Source organism: Sphaerisporangium corydalis (assembly GCF_025506355.1).
Lineage (GTDB): Bacteria > Actinomycetota > Actinomycetes > Streptosporangiales > Streptosporangiaceae > Sphaerisporangium > Sphaerisporangium corydalis.
In genome coordinates, this window is sequence record NZ_JANZYP010000006.1 from 1 (window position 1) to 15,955 (window position 15,955).

The window sequence follows — 15,955 nt, forward strand, 5'->3', positions numbered from 1 at the left end:
CGGGGGGCGGGGGGGGTCGGCAGGGACACCGGGCGGGTCAGCTCGGATGTGACGTCCGTTTCCACGTCCACATCCATGTCGTCGTCGGCGACCTTCGCCGCCGCCTTGTCGGTCACCTCGTTGCCCGTCCGTTGACTCACGTAGACCATGATGCGGCGTCAGGCGCCTCCCGCGCGCTTGCCGACTGCGGCGTTTCCGGTTGATCCAGGATCTTTCGCAGCCCGCCGAAGATCAGCAACGCGACCAGCGCCTCGCTGAACAGCAGCCCGTACCCTACCGAGGAGATGCCGGTGACCGGCAACAGGATGAGCGAGGACGACAGCACGAGGACCGCCAGCCCGATCTGGACCAGGGCGAGCAGGCGCGCCTGGCTCCGGGCCCGCAGCCCGCTCAGATAGATCTCGATGAGCACGCGGGGGAGGACGGCGAGGGCCATCAGGCGCAGCAACGGGGTGCCGTGCTCGGCGAACCCCGGCCCGAACACCGAGAGGATCAGCGGCGCCGCGAGGAACGTCACCGCCGACACCGGCGCGATGATCAGATACGAGCGGCGTAACGCCTGGCGCGAGTTGGCGGCCAGGTGCGCCTGGTCGGTGGACCCCGTCACGGTGAGGGACGTGGCCATGTTGATGGCCAGCAGCTCGATCATCGCGCCCAGGGTCTGCGCCATGGCGAAGTAGCCGAACATCTCCCCGCTGACCCGCGACGCGACGTACACCGGGAGGAAGTAGACGATCGCCAGGATGGAGAACGCGCCGGGGTAGTCCCCGGCCAGGAAGCGGCCGATCTCCCGCAGCCGGGCCGGCCGCGTGCCCGCCGGCGCCCGACGGGCGTGCCGGGGGACCAGCACGCCGAAGATGAACAGGTTGATCGGGATCAGCGCGAGCGCGGTGGGGACGATCCAGGAGACGTAGATGCCGTCGTCGGGCAGTGCCCCGGCCACCGCGACCAGCAGGCCCATCTTGACCAGGCCGAAGCACAGGCTGTTGACCGGCACCCAGACGGCCTGCCGCATCCCGGCGAGCGCCACGTCCTGGAGGGTGAACACCGACCAGATGGCCACCGAGGCGAGGAAGAACAGCCCAGGGCCGAGGCCGGCCAGCGAGGCGTAGTTGGCGCCCCAGAACGGCAGCGTGAGCAGGAACGCCACCGCCGCCACCACGGCCGTGACCGTGGCGATGAGGTATCCCCGGCCGATCAGCCCGCCGGTGCGGCGCCCGGCGACGGGGATGAACCGGGCCAGGGCGCCGGTCAGGCCGAGCGCGGTGAGCCCGGCGAACAGCCGCATGGCGGTGATCAGCGCCTGGCTGCGCCCGAAGTCCTCCGGGGTGTACAGCCGCGCGGCGAGCAGCCAGTAGCCCATGCCGAGGACCGCCGTGACGCCGGTGTTGGCCATCAGGGCGTAGCCGTTGAGGAAGAGCGGGTTGCGCAGGTCGCGCATGAGGCGCCGCCGCAGTACGGCCCACCTCCCGCCGGCCTCTCCGGCGTCCGGCTCCTTCGGCCGGCCGTCGGCCACTGTCGTGCTCAAGGTCGCGTCACCCCCCTCGTCGACGCGCGAAGTCGCCCCCGCGGTTACCTCACTCACGCCCGACCACGTGGCGCAGGCCGTACCGCGTGCGGCGCACCACCGCGTAACCCTTGGTCAGCGCGTGCTCCTTGAGGTAGATCATCGGAACGCCCTGGCCCTCGACGGCCCGGCGGAACCGGCTCATGGTGGTGGACCGCCCCACGGTGAGCCGGGGCAGCGCCAGCACGTCGTCCGCGTCGCCCGCGAGCGAGTTGGCCACCGCGCAGGCGGCCCAGTAGCCGGCCTTGCGCACCTCCTTGCGCACGCGGGCGCTGGAGTACCCGTACGGGTAGGCCATGGTGGCGACCGGGCGTCCCACCTTGTCCTCGATCAGGGCCTTGTTGCGCCGCAGCTCCTGGCGCAGCGCCGCGTCGGGTAGCTGGTCGAGCTGCGGGTGGCTGTGGCTGTGCCCGGCGATCTCGATGCCGCAGGTCACGGCCTCGCGCGCCTGGCTCCAGCAGAGCATGCGGTCGAGCGGTCTGCCCGCGGCGTCGTCGCCGGCGTCGCCGACCCACCCGCTGGTCAGGAACACCGTCGCGGGGAACCCGAGGCGCGACAGCACCGGCAGCGCCTCGGCGTGGAAGTCGGCGTACCCGTCGTCGAAGGTCACGACCACGGGCCGTTCGGGCGCCGGGCCGCCTCCGGTGCCGTACAGGGAGGCGACCAGGTCGGCCAGGGTGAGCGGGGTGAAGCCGCGGTCCTTCAGGTAGGTCATCTGCGACTCGAACACCGAAGGACGCACCGCCAGCGGCCGGGTCGCGCCGTTCGGGCGATCGGTCACGGAGTGGTACATCAGGATCGGCACGCGCATGATGGTCACCGTTCGTGTTCGATGGTTCGTCCCGCCCGGTTCCCGCGCATGCGCAGCCGGGCGGAGCCCACGGCGTACCCCCAGGTCGTCCAGGCCAGGCCGGCGACGATCGCCCCGGCCCTGGCCAGCCCGGCGAGATCGCCCCGCAGGGCGTCCCCCACGCCGCGCAGGGCGCCGGCGGGCAGCGTCTTCATGGCGTGGGCACGCTCGCTGGACAGCCCGTCGCCGGCGCCGACGCTCTGGGCGACCAGCGCCTTCGACAGCCCTTCGGCGTAGCACCGGGAGCGGAAGTAGCGGAAGGTGGCCCGCGAGGCGGGGACGCGGTGGCCGATGACCGCCCGGGGCTCGAACATCATGATCGAGCCCGGCCTGCGCTGGGAGAGCCGGATGCAGAACTCGGTCTCCTCGCAGCCCAGCGGGCGGCTCTTACGGCCCTGGACGCTGCGGCCGATGCCGGAGTGGAACCCTCCGACCTCGCCCACGACCTCCCGGCGGAAGGCGGCGTTCCCCCCCATCACGTTGCGGATGGGCTTGCGCTCGGCGGGAAGGCCGCGATAGGTGCACCCGATGGTCCAGTCGAACTCCTCGGGGAACCACCGCGGCCGGTCACCGCTGTCCCACATCGGCCTGGTCAACCCGCCGACCCCCACGACGGCCGGGGCGGTACCGGGCTCGACTCGCATGGCCTCCGCGAACGCCTCCAGCCACTCGGCGTCCGCCACCGCGTCGTCGTCCAGGAACGCCACGACGTCACCGGTGGCGGTGGCCACGCCGGTGTTCTTGCCGCCGGACAGACCCCGCTCGTGGCCGTTCTCCACCACGATCGCGTCGGCGTACTCCCGCTTGAGCCTGAGGTGCAGGTCAGGGTTGTAGTCGACGACGAGGATCAGTTCATGCGGCTGACGCCTCTGGCTGCGCACCGATTGCACGGCGGCCCTGATGTCGTCCCACCGGTCCTCGGTGTAGACGCATATGACGACGGAGATGTTCATTTCCGTTATGCCGCGCCCTGGTCGGCGGCCGGCTGGGCCGCCGGGGACAGCCCGACCTCGGTCGGGGGACGACGCCACTCGCGCATGATCGTCTTGAGCACGCGCCAGCCGTCCCGCACCACGCGCAGGTTGCTCTCGCCGTGGATGCGGCACCGCTCGTGGCTCGGCACCTCGTGGACCCGCAGGCCGGCCTTGGCCGCGCGGATGTTCAGCAGCGTCTCCACCTCGAACCCCTCGCAGTCGAGGTCGAGGACGGCGAGGTGCCGCGCCCAGAAGGCGTTGTAGCCGTAGCACAGGTCGGTGTACTGCGTGCCGTAGATCACGTTGACCAGGCCGCGCAGGACGCTGTTGCCCAGGCGGCGGCCGAACGTGAGGTCGTCGCTGCCGCCACCGCTGGCGTAGCGCGAGCCCTTGACGAAGTCGGCGCCGGTGACCAGCGCGCCGACGAAGTGGATGATCTCCCTGCCGTCGGTCGAGCCGTCGGCGTCGATCATCACGATGATGTCGCCGGTGCACTCGGCGAAGCCGGTGCGCAGGGCGTCGCCCTTGCCCTTGCCACGCTGCTGGATGACGCGCAGGTTCGGGCGCAGGCGGCGGGCGACGGCGACGGTGTCGTCGGTGGAGTTGCCGTCGACCAGGACGATCTCGTGGATCCAGTGGGGCAGCGTGGCGAAAACGTGCGGAAGGTTCTCCGCTTCGTTCATGGCCGGTACGACCACGCTGACGGTCGGGGATATGGCCAGGTGCGGGGTGAGGGGTGTGAAACGGTCCACTGTCGGCAGTGGCCTCAGGCTGTGAAGCTGAGGTTTCCCGTTGTGCTTGGTGATCTCGGGACTCATTTTGAGGGATGTCCTTCCGGGCGGTCTGACATCGGCGGCGACTGCCAACAGGACCGGCGCGACTGGACGGAGAGGGGTTTCTCCGCCCCGGTCAGAGCAGTAGAGGTGCGGGCTCGTTGTCGGGGGCGCTTCAGCGGGCCCCCGAGGGTTCCTTTTCGATTGATTCGGGCTGGAGGGAGGTGCGGACCCGTCCGAAGCCCTTCAGCAGCCGGTCGGCCAGCCGATAGAGCGATGGGCGGTCGACCACGATGTTGCGGGCCTTGTTGACCGGCGTCCGCCCCATCCAGTGCACGGCGGCCGTCGCCGACGGGCGGGAGACCCGTCCCTCGGAGACGTGGATGACGCCGTTCTTCAGCCAGCCCTTGTACTCCCGGCCCCCCTTGCCCATGTCGACCTGGCCCAGACCGTGTGAAGCGGCCTGCTCCGCCATGTGCAAGTGGTGCATTATCCCGGGGGAGTACCGGGCGAACTCGGGGTCGTAGGCGGGGAACCAGCCGACCAGGGTGTTGTGGGTGCGCAGGCCGAAGTGGCCCGCGACCGGGGTGTCCCCGGCGTAGAGCATCGTCAGCACGCCGCCGAAGGACGGCGACCCGCTGGCGTGCATCTCGTCGATCAGCTCGACGATCCACGGCTGTGCGAACCGGTCGACCCGTCCGGTCCTGCGGTACTGGTCGGACTTCCACCCTGTCAGGACGCGCATGGACTCGGCGTCGGCCGCGGCCCATGCGAGGCGGATCTCCCCGTGCTCGCGGGCGAGCTTGCGCTCCTTGTAGCGAACCGTCTTGTAGTTCTTGGGGGAGTTCTCCCTGACCAGGCCGATGTAGGACTCGAATCCGGCGGTGAGGTCCATCATCGGCACCGGGCGCACCGCCGACTCGTGCGGCGCCCAGGTGGGCTGGCCCGCGACCATGTGGTCGAAGTCGAAGACCGACAGGCCGCAGCCCCGCAGGAGCTCACGCGCGGGCAGGTCGAGGTCCGGGACCGAGATGAGGCCGTGGCAGGTGGTCAGCCAGCTGCCGAGCGGCTTGCCGATTCCGAAGGCGTGCCGTTCGAACGGCAGGAAGCCCACCACCTTGCCGCCGTCCTCGACGACGGCCACGCGCACGTAGGAGCGGAGCCGGCCGAGGGCCAGGGCGAACTCGACGGAGAGGAACGGGTTGTCCAGCGACGCGGAGGCGTGCTGGAGTTCGCGCCACCGGGTGAGCTCCGGTTCCTGGAGCTCGCCCGGCCGGACGACCGTGACCTTCACCTTGACCCGGCCCCCTGTTCGGTGTGCACACTGCCGTTGCCCCGGTACAGCGACCGGAGCACCCACATGAATCCACCGAGCACGGCGACGGTGGCCACACCGGCGCGCGGGGACCAAGCGTCAAACATAAGCATGGCCTCGGCTAACAGAACGTTTATAACGAGACTCGCGGCGGCGCCCACCGTTAGAGCCGCGAGAGGGTCACGATCACGCAACAGTCCGACGACCGAGGCGCCAGGCACCACCAAAAGGAACAGCGGGGTCAGAATCAGTCGTGCCGGAGTCTGGATGTCGGCCAGCGCGATCACCGCTCCCGCGGCGCACGCGATCGCCAGCACCCATGTGAGCACCGTCCTGTTGGTCCGCATCTCTCCTGGCTCCGCTGGTCAAGGCCGACTAACGACATGGTTGATCGCTGCTCTCATAGGACCAACCACGCTATGCGATCGTCAATGCCGACGCCCTAACCCGGTCACTGGTTTACCTCCACGAGGGCAAGAACCGTTGTGTAGTCAATCACGCCGGTCACGCCAACGACTGATGCCCCCGATACCAGTGGGACTCCAGGGATCGGGGGTCATCAAAAGGTACCCCCGGTTTGCCCCGGATGTGGAGTCGAAGGGGGAATCAACTGGATTCCGCGTCCGATTCCTCGCTCGGCGTCCCGGACGCTGTGGGGTCGGACGTCGGCTGATCGTCCGGCGGCGGATCGGAGGCCGGCGGGGGGTCCTGCGCCTCCCACGACACCTGACAGGTCGAGGAACCCGTCGTGGAACGCAAGGTCACGGTGCCCTGCCCCGCCTCTCCCGGCTCGTCGGCCGCGATCGAGAGCCGCACCTTGACACCCGTCCTGAGCACGCCCTGTCCGGGCGAGACGGCCAGGCCGCCCGTCGCGGACGCCGTCCAGGAGACGGTGGCGTTGCGCGCCGAGACGAGGATCACACCGGCCCCGTCCTCGTCCAGCCCGCCGGGGCAGGAGACGACGAGCTTGGCCGCGGGCGCGGGGGCGGCCCGCGTGGGGGTGCGCGACGGGCGCGGGCGCGGGACGGCCGAGGACGCGGCCGGGCCCTGCGAGCCCCCGCCGGCGGGGGTGGGGGCCTTCTTCGGCGTGGCCGTGGGGGACGGTTTGGGCGGCGGGTCGGAGGAGGGCGGCGCGTCGGTGGGCTCCGGCCCGTAGCTGATCTCCAGTTCGCCGGGGGTGCGCGTGGGGAACTGGAGGGTCTGCGTCGTCCCGCCGGGCTTGGAGGCGTCCTGGCCGGTCGCCACGACCATGGCACCGGTCGCGACCAGCACGCACGCGATCGTCGCGAAGACCGGGGTCGACCGGCGGGAGGCCTTGCGCAGCCCTCTGCCGCCGCGCCTGCCCGCCTCGCCCCGCCCGTACTCCCGGCGGGCCGGCGTCCCGTGCCCGCCCGTGTCGCCGCGCCCGTACTCCCGCCGGGGTGGCGTCCCGTGCCCGCCCTGTCCCCCGTCTCCGGTGGCCGGTGGCAGGCCCGCCTCACCGTGGGCGGCCGTGATCTCCTGTCTGAGGGTCTCCTGCGACACGGCCCGCACTCCGTGCCGGGGGGTCGCCCCGTGCGGCGCTCCGGTGCCGTACCGGTCCGCTCCCGCGACCCCGTACCTCGGGGTCTCCATCTGCTCGGTGGGGGTGCCCCGGTCCGCGCCCCTGCGGTCGCCCTTGGCGCGGCGCTCGGCCCCCACCGGCGGGAAGCCGTTCTTGTCGAACACGCCGGTGACCGTCATGATCGCCGCGCGTGCCTGGTCGCCCGCGGGCCGGGCGCAGCTCTCCGCGACCCGGCGGCGCAGCGACAGCGGCGGGAAGGCCACCGGGATGGTGTCGAGCAGACGCTCGGCCGACACCCGGCGGTGCCGTCCCTCGGTGCACTCCTCGCACCCGATGATGTGCCGGGTCAGCCGCCGCCTGAGCTGCTGCGGGAGCGGCCCCTCGATGGAGTCGAGCAGCGCGGACAGGTCGGGGCAGTGCGCGCGCCCGGTCCTGGCGAGCACCACCGCGGCGGCGGCGTTCTCCAGGTGGTCGCGGGCACGGGTGAGCCGGCTCCCGGTCTGCCGGGAGTTCAGGCCGATGACGGCCCCGATCTCGGAGGTGCTCAGCTCGTGCCGGACGGCCAGGAGCAGGATGTCCCGCTCCTTCTGCCCGAGTTCGGCCAGCGACTCCCGCACGATCGCGGCGAGTTCCGGGTCCTCCTCGTCCCCTTCCAGCGGCGGTTCGGGCGTCATGCCGTGCGCGGGCGTCCGCCCGCGCCTGGCGGTGCACTCGAACCGCGTCAGCGCGTACAGCCAGGCGCGCAGGCGCCCCGGCTCGCGCAGCACGTCCGGGCGGCCGTGGCCGATGACGATCGCGTCGTGCACGGAGTCGGCGGCGGCGTCGGTGTCGTGCAGCAGTGATCGGGCGTAGTCGTTGAGTCGGTCGGCATAGGTGTCGTAGAGGCCGTCCGCCGCGCGGCTGTCCGCTCGGCGCAGAGCCTCCAGTAGTCGCTGATCGTCGGCACGGCCGACGCTCGGCCATCCGGGCACGAAATCTTCCTCCCCGCAGGACGGGAACCTGGCATCTGGTCGCGCACGTTCGCGAGATTTTTCCCCTGCCCGCGCCAGGCCCCACACGCGTAGGACGCCCGTTCCGGCCGTCCGGTTCACCCGTGATTGTTTGATAATCATTGGGTATGACCTGGGAAAACAGGGCCGGGAGAGGCTGGTGAAACGGGTGTTTCTTCGCGGCAGCCGTGAGGTGATGATCGGTTACGCGGGCGGGCGCCGCCGGTAACGGATGGTGATCTCCGGATGGCCGGCGGCCGCGCGCCCGCCGGGCGCGCCGTCGTCCGGGCCCGGACGGCAAAACGCCCGATCCCGGGCCCGTGTGGGGCCGGGATCGGGCGCCCGCGCGCGGCGGGGTCCTACTGGGCTGACCCGCTGCCATTGCAGTTGGGGGCGCAGAGCCGGCGGGAGATGCCCTCGAGGAAGACCTTCCGGATCTCCAGGGCGTTGTTGGGGAAGAACGCCTGGCCTTGGGTGGCGTTGGCGATCGCCTGCATCTGGCGCCGCCCGGCCGCGTCCTTGGCGCCGAGGGCGACGACGATGACGCTGATGGGCTGGGTCTCGTCGAACTCCGTCTGCAGCTTCTTGAGTATCGCGGCGTTGGAGATCCCGCCGTCGGGGTCGTCGTTGCCGACGCCGTCGGTGAAGACCAGGATCGTGTTGATCTTGTCGGCCTCGTACTCCGCCTTCATCTTGTCGTAGGCGGCCGCCAGGGTGTCGTTCAGTCCGGTGTCGCCCGTGGGCTTGGCCTTGATCTGGGTGAGCGACTGGCTGATGACGTCGCGGCGGGTGGCGCTGTTGACCTTGGCGCCGAGGGGGCCGACGGGCACGGCCTCGCGGTAGTCGACGCCCTTGCCGTTCAGGTTGGTGGAGAAGACCCAGGTGCCGACCTCGGTCTTGTCCGGGAAGAGCTTCAGGCCCTCGATCGCGGTCGCCGCGATCAGCTTCATGCGGTCACCGGGTGCGCCGACGGCCGGCAGCGCCATGGTGCCCGAGATGTCCAGCAGGGCGAGGAGCCGCCCGCCGAGCTTGAGGCGCGACCACGCCTGCGAGAGCTTGGTCACCGAGGCCGCGTCCGGGATCTTGATCGCTCGCGGCGTCGCCGGGTTGAGGCCGTTGGCCTGGCTGATGGCGCCGCCGCCCTTGCCGTCCGGGGTGCGGAAGCCGTGGTCGCGGATGGTCTTCTTGGCCGTCGCGCCGGAGAGCGCGGTGGCGAAGCCCTTGGCCGCGTCGCGGGTGGCCTGGTCCTTGGCCGTGACGACGACGGGGTAGTCCAGGCTGATCGTGCCCTCGGCCGGGTACAGCGCCACGACCTCGCCCGGCTTGGTCTTGGCGTTGAAGGCCCAGATGCCCTGTTCGGTGGCGATGCCGATCGGGACGCGCGACGACTGCTTGGCCATGGTGGCGAACATGTTCGCCGGGCTGGTCACCGCGTTCTCCGAGAGCTGCCTGAGCACGCCCACGAGCTGGTCCTCGCCGGCGCCCGACGCTTTGAGCACGCCGGAACCGGCGAGCAGGGCGCCGAGCCCGGCGGCGCTGACCGTGGGGTCCAGGGGCAGGACGCGGATCTTGCGCCCGAGGCCGTCGGGGGTGGCGGCGTTGGCGGCCGACATCAGCCCGCTCCAGCTCGGCTCGCCGAAGGCGCTCCGCAGCTTCTCGACGGCGGGTTTGGGGGCGGCGAGCACCACGGGCGAGCGGGCGATCGAGGCGAGCGGCGCGGACACGCCCGACCCCTTGGGCGTGGACCGCAGCTTGGCGACCCACAGGCTGGAGTCGGGGATCCACATGTCGGCGTCGAACCTGCCGGCGGTCGCGCCCGATCCGGCGATGGCGTTGGTGACGTTCGCGGAGTCGCCGCTCTTCACGGTGATCGCGAGGCACTTGCCCCCGACGGGGGTCCCGTTCTTGGTGAGACCGGCCGCGATCTTGGCGATGGCGGGCTCGATGTCGGGCGACGCGACGACCTGGAGTGCCACCTTGCCGTCGCCGCAGCCCTGGTCCCTGCTCATGATCACGTAAGCCGCGACGCCCAGCAGAACGGCGAGCGCGACGGCGCCCGCGAGCGGTACCAGCACCTTCCCCCGGCCCGCGCGACGGCGGCCCGACGGCTCTTGGTAAGGGTTGTAGCCGCCCTCAAGCTCGTCTGTGCGGTGGCGTCCGCCCACGGTGTCCTCTTCGGGTGTCGATCTTTTCGAACGTGGCTCGCTGTCCAGCGACCATATAGGGAGATCCTGGGTAATGCTTACGGAACCATAGCGGCAAGGCCTAATGCGGCAAAACCGATCTTTTAGTGCGGTGATTACCCTGGGTGATGTCGCGCTCCATTCTCGCGATACATCTTGACACTCGTATAACGCGATGTATCGTGACCGAATAGATCGCGATATTTCACGCTTTATGGGCGTGAGCGCGGATGTCGGCTGGGGGCAGGGAGCGGCTCGTGTCGATGGTCATGGAGGCCCGCGAGGCGTCGCCCGCCGCGCGCAGGGAGACGCGCCCCGACCTGCTGCTGATCGAGCTGGACGGGCACGGCTGCCCCGACGCGGTACGGCGGGCGCTGCGGGAGTCGGTCTGCGTCCGCGAGGTCGTCGTCGCCGGGCGGGCCTGCCGCGCGCTCGCCGACCCGGGCACCGCCCCCCAGGTGGCGGGCGCGCTGCGCGCCCAGGGACTCGACCTGGCCGTGGTCATCCTCCAGTGGATGGCGGTCACCCCCGCGCGCGGCGGTTTCTCGGTGCCCGCGCCCGTCGTGGCCACGGCCCCTGTGCGGATGCCGGCCCGTCGTCCGGGCGCCGCGATGCTGACCAGGCTCATCGTGGTGACCACGATGCCCGGCCTCGCGGGCACCACCCGCTGACCGCCGGGGCGGCGCGGGCCGGGTCGTGATCTGGCAGCATGGGCCGTCGTCGGCGTGGCGGCCGGGTGGTGGTGGGTAGCCTGTCCGTCACAGGGTGTCGCATTCACGTCGCGGGAAGCTGTGGGGGAGAGCCGTGCCTTTCACGCCGAGTCACGTCGCCGCGGTGATCCCGCTCATCTCCTCGGCGCGGGTGCGCAAGGTGCTCGACCCGTGGGCGCTCGCCGTCGGCGCGATGGTGCCCGACCTGCCGCTCTTCCTGCCCTACCTCGACGCCTACTCCCGGTGGCACTCGCCCGTGGGCGTCGTCACCAACGACGTCGTCGCGGTGTTCGTGCTGCTCGCCCTCCTGCAGTTCGTGTTCCGCGACCCGCTGACCGCGCTGCTGCCTGACGGGGTCGCGGCCCGGGTCGCCGCCGTGCCCGGTCCCGGCTGGCGGCGGTTCCCCGCCATCGCCCTCGGCGCGGCGGCCGGCGCCGCCACCCACGTGCTCTGGGACTCCTTCACCCACGAGTGGGGCGCCGCCGTGTGGGGCTGGTCCTGGATGACCACCCCGGTGCACGGCTGGCTCACCGGCTACCGCGTGATGCAGTACCTCTCGTCGGTGGTCGGCCTCGCCCTGACCGCCTGGTGGCTGTTCCGGCGGCTCCGCCCCTCCGCCACCGGCCCGCCGGGCGTCGTGACCGCCGGGCGTCGCGCGTTGCCCGTGGCGATGCGGCTGGGCGTGCTGGTGTGCACGTGCGCGGGCGCGTTCATGGCCTCGGGCGTCTGGACCCTGGTCGACCCGCCCAACCCCCTGCTCGGCTGGGCGGGGGTCCTCACCAAGACCGGCGTCGGCCTGGTCGTGGGGTTCTGCGCGGTGCTCACCGCCTACGCCCTGCTCTGGCAGCTCGGCCGGGTCCTACGCTTGTCACGTGCCTGAGCTCATTCCGGTGGACGACGCCGCCGACCCCCGGCTGGCCGACTACGCGCGGCTGCGCGACGTCGAGCTGCGCAAGAGCGTGGAGGCCGAGCGCGGCCTGTTCATCGCCGAGGGCGAGAAGGTCATCCGCCGCGCGGTCGCGGCCGGGTTCCCGATCAGGTCGGTGCTGACCACCCCCCGGTGGCTCCCCGGGCTGGAGGACGTGCTGGGCGGGGCCCGGGTGTACGTCGCCGCCGAGGAGCTGATGGAGGGCATCGCCGGCTTCCCCGTCCACCGCGGCGCCCTCGCCTCCATGGCCCGCCTGGAGCTCCCGGCCGTGGCGGGGCTGCTCGCCGGGGAGTCCGGCGCCCGGTTCGCCCTGAACGGGCCGCCCCGCCGCGTCCTGGTCCTTGAGGACCTGACCGACCACGGCAACGTCGGCGCGATCTTCCGGTGCGCCGCCGCGCTCGGCGTCCAGGCGCTGGTCCTGTCCCCCCGCTGCGCCGACCCGCTGTACCGCAGGTCGGTGAAGGTCTCCATGGGCGCGGTCTTCGCGGTCCCGTACGCCCGGATGACGAACTGGCACGCCGGGCTCGCGGAGCTGCGCGAGGCGGGGTTTCGCACGCTGGCGCTCACCCCCGATCAGTCGGCCACGCCGATGGACGAGGTGGCCATGGGCGACCGGGTGGCCCTGCTGCTCGGGTCGGAGGGGGACGGGTTGTCCTCACGGTGGCTGCGCACGGCCGACGAGCCGGTGTGCATCCCGATGAGCCCGGCGGCGATGGGCCTCGGGGTCGACTCGCTCAACGTGGTCGCGGCGGCGGCCATCGCCTGTCATGGTCTGATGAGAGAAGGTAGCCCGGCCAGCTCCCGTGCCGGCTGATGTCGGGGGCGTCCCGCGTGGCGTAGGACTCGCAGAGGAAGCCGTGCACCTCGCGCCCGTCGGCCAGCCGCACCCAGCCGAGGCCGAGCGGCGGCGCGATCTGGGTCAGCAGGGTGCCGAGCGCGGCCGTGGTCAGCCCGAACAGCTCCACCTCCACCCGCACCCCCTCCTCGGCCGACCGCACCAGCCCCGGGCGCGGCGGTTCGCCGCCGTCGAGGGCGAACAGCCGGTAGAGCGGGGCGGTCTGTGCGGTGCCGAGCGCGGTGGCCCCGAGCGCGGTGAGCTGCCCGTTCAGCGGCTGCCCCGACCGGTGCGCGCCGACGACGGCGAGCACAGGCAGCGTGTCCGGCGGCGTGTCGGGCGGCGCGGTGGCCGTGGTCCCGGTCGTGAAGGCGGCGGCCAGACCGGCCAGCAGCCCGTCGGAGCCCGCCGGGCCCTGGAAGGTGACGCCGTGCGGGCGGCCGGCCGCCGTGGTCCCGGCGGGGACGGCGACGGCCGCGAGGTCGAGCAGGTTGGTGAACGTCGTGTAGTGGCCGAGCACGGTGTTGCGGTCGAGCGGGCTCTCCTCCATCTCGGCGATGGTGAAGGTCGTGGGCACGGTGGGGACCGCGAGGACGTCCATCGACGCCCAGGCCGCCCTGGTCTCGGCGCTCAGCGCCCGCAGCCGGTACAGCCCCTCGAAGGCGTCCACCGCGCTGAGCCCCGTGCCGCCGCCGAGGACGCGCCGGGTGACCGGGTGCAGCTCGCCGGGGTTACGGGCGGCGAAGCCGCCGACGGCCGCGAGCCGTTCGGCGATCCACGGCCCCTCGTACAGCAGCCGCCCCGCAGCGAGGAACGGGTCCAGGTCGACCGGGACGACCCGGTGACCCAGCGCGGAGAGCCTCTCGGTCACCTCGGCGAAGGCCGAGGCGGCGGCGTCGTCGCCGAAGAAGCCGGGGCGGGCGGGCACGCCGATGGTGAGCGGCCCGGCGGCCGGCGGCACCGGGCACGGCACCGGAAGCGGGCGCGACCAGGGGTCGCCCGGCTCCGGCCCCGCGATGACCGAGAGGACGGCGAGCCCGTCGGCGACCGACGCGGCGAAGACGCTCGGGCAGTCCAGCGACGCGCACGCGGGCACCAGGCCGAGCGTGCTGACCAGGCCACGGCTGGGCTTGATCCCGACGGTGCCGGTGAGCGCGGCGGGCACGCGACCAGAGCCCGCCGTGTCGGTGCCGATCGCGAAGGAGACCAGCCCGGCGGCCACCGCCACCGCCGACCCCGAGCTGGACCCGCCGGAGATCAGCCCCGGCACCAGCGGCGACTCGCAGGCGCCGTACGGGCTGCGGGTGCCGGACAGGCCGGTGGCGAACTGGTCGAGGTTGGTCTTGCCGACCAGCAGGGCGCCGGCCGCGAGCAGCCGGTCCACCAGCGGCGCGCTCCGGTCCGGAACGTAGGCGTACGCGGGGCAGGCCGCCGTGGTCGGCAGCCCGGCGACGTCCACGTTGTCCTTGACCGCGAACGGGACCCCGTACAGGGCCGGCCGTGCGGCGGGGTCGGGCCAGCGGGACGCCAGCCCGGCCGCGTCGGCGAGCACGTCGGCGGCCGGTCGCAGGGTGATCCACACGTGGTCGTCGCCGCGCGCGGCGATCCGCCCGAGCACGTCCTCGGCGACGTCGGACGGGCGGGCCCGCCCGTCACGGTAGCGGCGGGCCAGACCGTCCAGGTCGAGGGGAGTGGTCATGAGGTGGCGGGCACCTCCGCCTCGGCGGGCGCGCTGCTGGTCCCTGGCCCGTCGTCCGCCGCCGCGGAGCCGGGCTTGAGGAAGTGGAAGCCGATCAAGGCCAGCCCCGCGAACAGGTACCCCAGGGAGACCTGGCCGTTGGCGTTCCACTCGACCTTGACGCCGTGGATCAGGCCGACGAACGCCAGCGCCGCCGCGATCAGGGCGTACCCGGCGGCCCACACGAACGAGCGGTCGATGATGAAGGCGGTGATGGAGCCGAGCATCAGCCCGGCGAGCACCGCGCCGCCGCCGAGCAGCGCCGTCCCCTCGTAGACCGTGCCGTTCTGCGCGATGGCGTCGTACCCGACCTTCTGGGCGCTGGTCCCGGCCGCGGCCAGCACGTTGTCCATGTAGCCCTGCGCCCAGGCGGCGATGTTGGGGATGATGGCCATCACCACGGCCACCGCGTGCGCCTTCGGCACCGACTGGAACGCCTGGGCGCCGATGAGCAGGCCGATGTAGAGCAGGATCGGCACGATCGCCGGGGTGGGCAGCACGGCGCCGAGCAGCGCGAACATCCCGAGGAAGCAGAACAGCGCGATGACGACGCCGCTGGCCATCGAGTAGCTGCTGCGCCCGCCCGCCGACTTCCAGCCCGGGTGCCCGATGTAGACGGCGGGCGGGAACGGGGAGCCCAGCATCGAGCCGACGACCGCGCCCGCGCCGTCGGCCAGCAGTACCGACCGCAGGTTGTAGGAGTCGCCCGCCGCGGCGGCGCTCTCGACGTTGCTCATGCCCTCGGTGAAGTTGTAGATGCCCAGCGGGATGGCGGTGGCGAGCAGCGGCGCGACCTCCCTGAGCCCGTCGACCAGCCGGTCGAGGTTGAGTGTCGGCAGGCTCACGGCGATGTTCTCTGCGGCGGCGCCCACGTCGGCGGGGTCCATGTACCCGCCGATCCAGGCGATGGCCGTGCCGGCGAGCAGCGCGGCCAGGCCGACGGGGATGTTGCCCGGCAGGCGCAGGCCGGTGAAGAACCCGACCAGGATGATCACCAGGACCGGCAGCGCGATCCAGGCGGCCTCCCACATCTGCGCGGCGGGCCGCATCGAGATGAACGCGATGGAGATGCCCGCCAGCGTGCCGAGCATGGCCGCGCGCGGCGTGAAGCGGCGGATGTAGGGGCCGACGAACGCGCCGATGAGCACGATGACGCCGATGATGAAGCACCAGGCCAGCCCGGCCGCCCACGCCTGGAGAGGGTTCTTGGTGGCGAGGTAGGTGGGCAGCATGATGACGAAGACGACGATGAACATGTGCGGCACGCTCGGCCCGTACGGCATCGCGCACACGTCGGCCCGGTTCTCGCGGCGGGCCAGCCGGCGGGCGAGGTAGGTGTAGTACACGTTGCCGATGAGGAGCTGGATGCCCATCGCCGGCAGGATGACGCCGAACACGTCGGAGCCGGGCAGGTGGACGACCCCGAGGCACAGGCCGCTCAGCACCAGCACGTTCACCATCACGTTGAAGCCGAGCCCGAAGAAGGCGTTGGTGTCGCCGCTCACCCACCAGGGGAGCTTGAGACCGGCCGGGGAGGTTGTCGTGGTCAT

At 72.1% G+C, this 15,955-nt stretch carries 13 protein-coding genes; 3 read left to right on the forward strand and 10 right to left on the reverse strand.

The features are described from left to right. Positions 1–136: 136 nt before the first annotated feature. The 8 genes from NYZ98_RS06185 to NYZ98_RS06220 all read right to left on the reverse strand — a co-directional run bounded on the left by NYZ98_RS06185 (position 137) and on the right by NYZ98_RS06220 (position 10,176). Positions 137–1,528, reverse strand: a complete 1,392-nt coding sequence (locus tag NYZ98_RS06185; RefSeq protein WP_262841561.1) for a lipopolysaccharide biosynthesis protein — start codon at positions 1,526–1,528, stop codon at positions 137–139. 49 nt (positions 1,529–1,577) lie between these two features. Continuing rightward, positions 1,578–2,378, reverse strand: a complete 801-nt coding sequence (locus NYZ98_RS06190; protein ID WP_262841562.1) for a polysaccharide deacetylase family protein — start codon at positions 2,376–2,378, stop codon at positions 1,578–1,580. 5 nt (positions 2,379–2,383) lie between these two features. After that, positions 2,384–3,370, reverse strand: a complete 987-nt coding sequence (locus NYZ98_RS06195) for a glycosyltransferase family 2 protein (RefSeq protein ID WP_262841563.1) — start codon at positions 3,368–3,370, stop codon at positions 2,384–2,386. Positions 3,371–3,375: 5 nt separating this feature from the next. Further along, positions 3,376–4,143, reverse strand: a complete 768-nt coding sequence (locus NYZ98_RS06200) for a glycosyltransferase family 2 protein (protein WP_262841564.1) — start codon at positions 4,141–4,143, stop codon at positions 3,376–3,378. A gap of 196 nt (positions 4,144–4,339) precedes the next feature. Continuing rightward, entirely contained in the window at positions 4,340–5,458 is a 1,119-nt protein-coding gene (locus NYZ98_RS06205) for a GNAT family N-acetyltransferase (protein ID WP_262841565.1), read from the reverse strand. Continuing rightward, positions 5,455–5,826 (reverse strand): hypothetical protein, encoded by a 372-nt coding sequence (locus tag NYZ98_RS06210; RefSeq protein ID WP_262841566.1) that lies wholly within the window; start codon positions 5,824–5,826, stop codon positions 5,455–5,457. Before NYZ98_RS06210 ends, NYZ98_RS06205 begins: the two co-directional genes overlap by 4 nt. A 259-nt stretch (positions 5,827–6,085) precedes the next feature. Beyond that, a complete protein-coding gene (locus NYZ98_RS06215) occupies positions 6,086–7,993 on the reverse strand; it encodes an RNA polymerase sigma factor (RefSeq protein ID WP_262841567.1) in 1,908 nt (635 codons plus the stop codon). A 377-nt stretch (positions 7,994–8,370) separates the two neighbouring features. Then, positions 8,371–10,176 carry a substrate-binding and VWA domain-containing protein gene (locus tag NYZ98_RS06220; RefSeq protein WP_262841568.1) on the reverse strand — a complete coding sequence of 602 codons (1,806 nt, stop codon included), beginning with the start codon at positions 10,174–10,176 and terminating at the stop codon, positions 8,371–8,373. Positions 10,177–10,451: 275 nt separating this feature from the next. On the opposite strand from NYZ98_RS06220, the gene NYZ98_RS06225 reads away from it, so the two are divergent. From NYZ98_RS06225 to NYZ98_RS06235, 3 genes are all read left to right on the forward strand, one after another. Beyond that, positions 10,452–10,865 carry a hypothetical protein gene (locus NYZ98_RS06225; RefSeq protein WP_262841569.1) on the forward strand — a complete coding sequence of 138 codons (414 nt, stop codon included), beginning with the start codon at positions 10,452–10,454 and terminating at the stop codon, positions 10,863–10,865. Positions 10,866–10,998: 133 nt separating this feature from the next. After that, the gene (locus NYZ98_RS06230) at positions 10,999–11,784 is read left to right on the forward strand and encodes a DUF4184 family protein (RefSeq protein WP_262841570.1); all 786 of its coding nucleotides are present in this window, start codon (positions 10,999–11,001) and stop codon (positions 11,782–11,784) included. Further along, positions 11,777–12,646 carry a TrmH family RNA methyltransferase gene (locus NYZ98_RS06235; protein WP_262841571.1) on the forward strand — a complete coding sequence of 290 codons (870 nt, stop codon included), beginning with the start codon at positions 11,777–11,779 and terminating at the stop codon, positions 12,644–12,646. Before NYZ98_RS06230 ends, NYZ98_RS06235 begins: the two co-directional genes overlap by 8 nt. On the opposite strand, the gene atzF is transcribed toward NYZ98_RS06235, so the two are convergent. Then, complete coding sequence (gene atzF / locus NYZ98_RS06240) at positions 12,567–14,366, reverse strand: allophanate hydrolase (RefSeq protein ID WP_262841572.1); 1,800 nt, start codon at positions 14,364–14,366, stop codon at positions 12,567–12,569. The two genes, NYZ98_RS06235 and atzF, sit on opposite strands and share 80 nt — an antisense overlap. Continuing rightward, on the reverse strand, positions 14,363–15,955 hold the full coding sequence (locus NYZ98_RS06245) for a SulP family inorganic anion transporter (protein ID WP_262841573.1): 1,593 nt from the start codon (positions 15,953–15,955) through the stop codon (positions 14,363–14,365). Before NYZ98_RS06245 ends, atzF begins: the two co-directional genes overlap by 4 nt.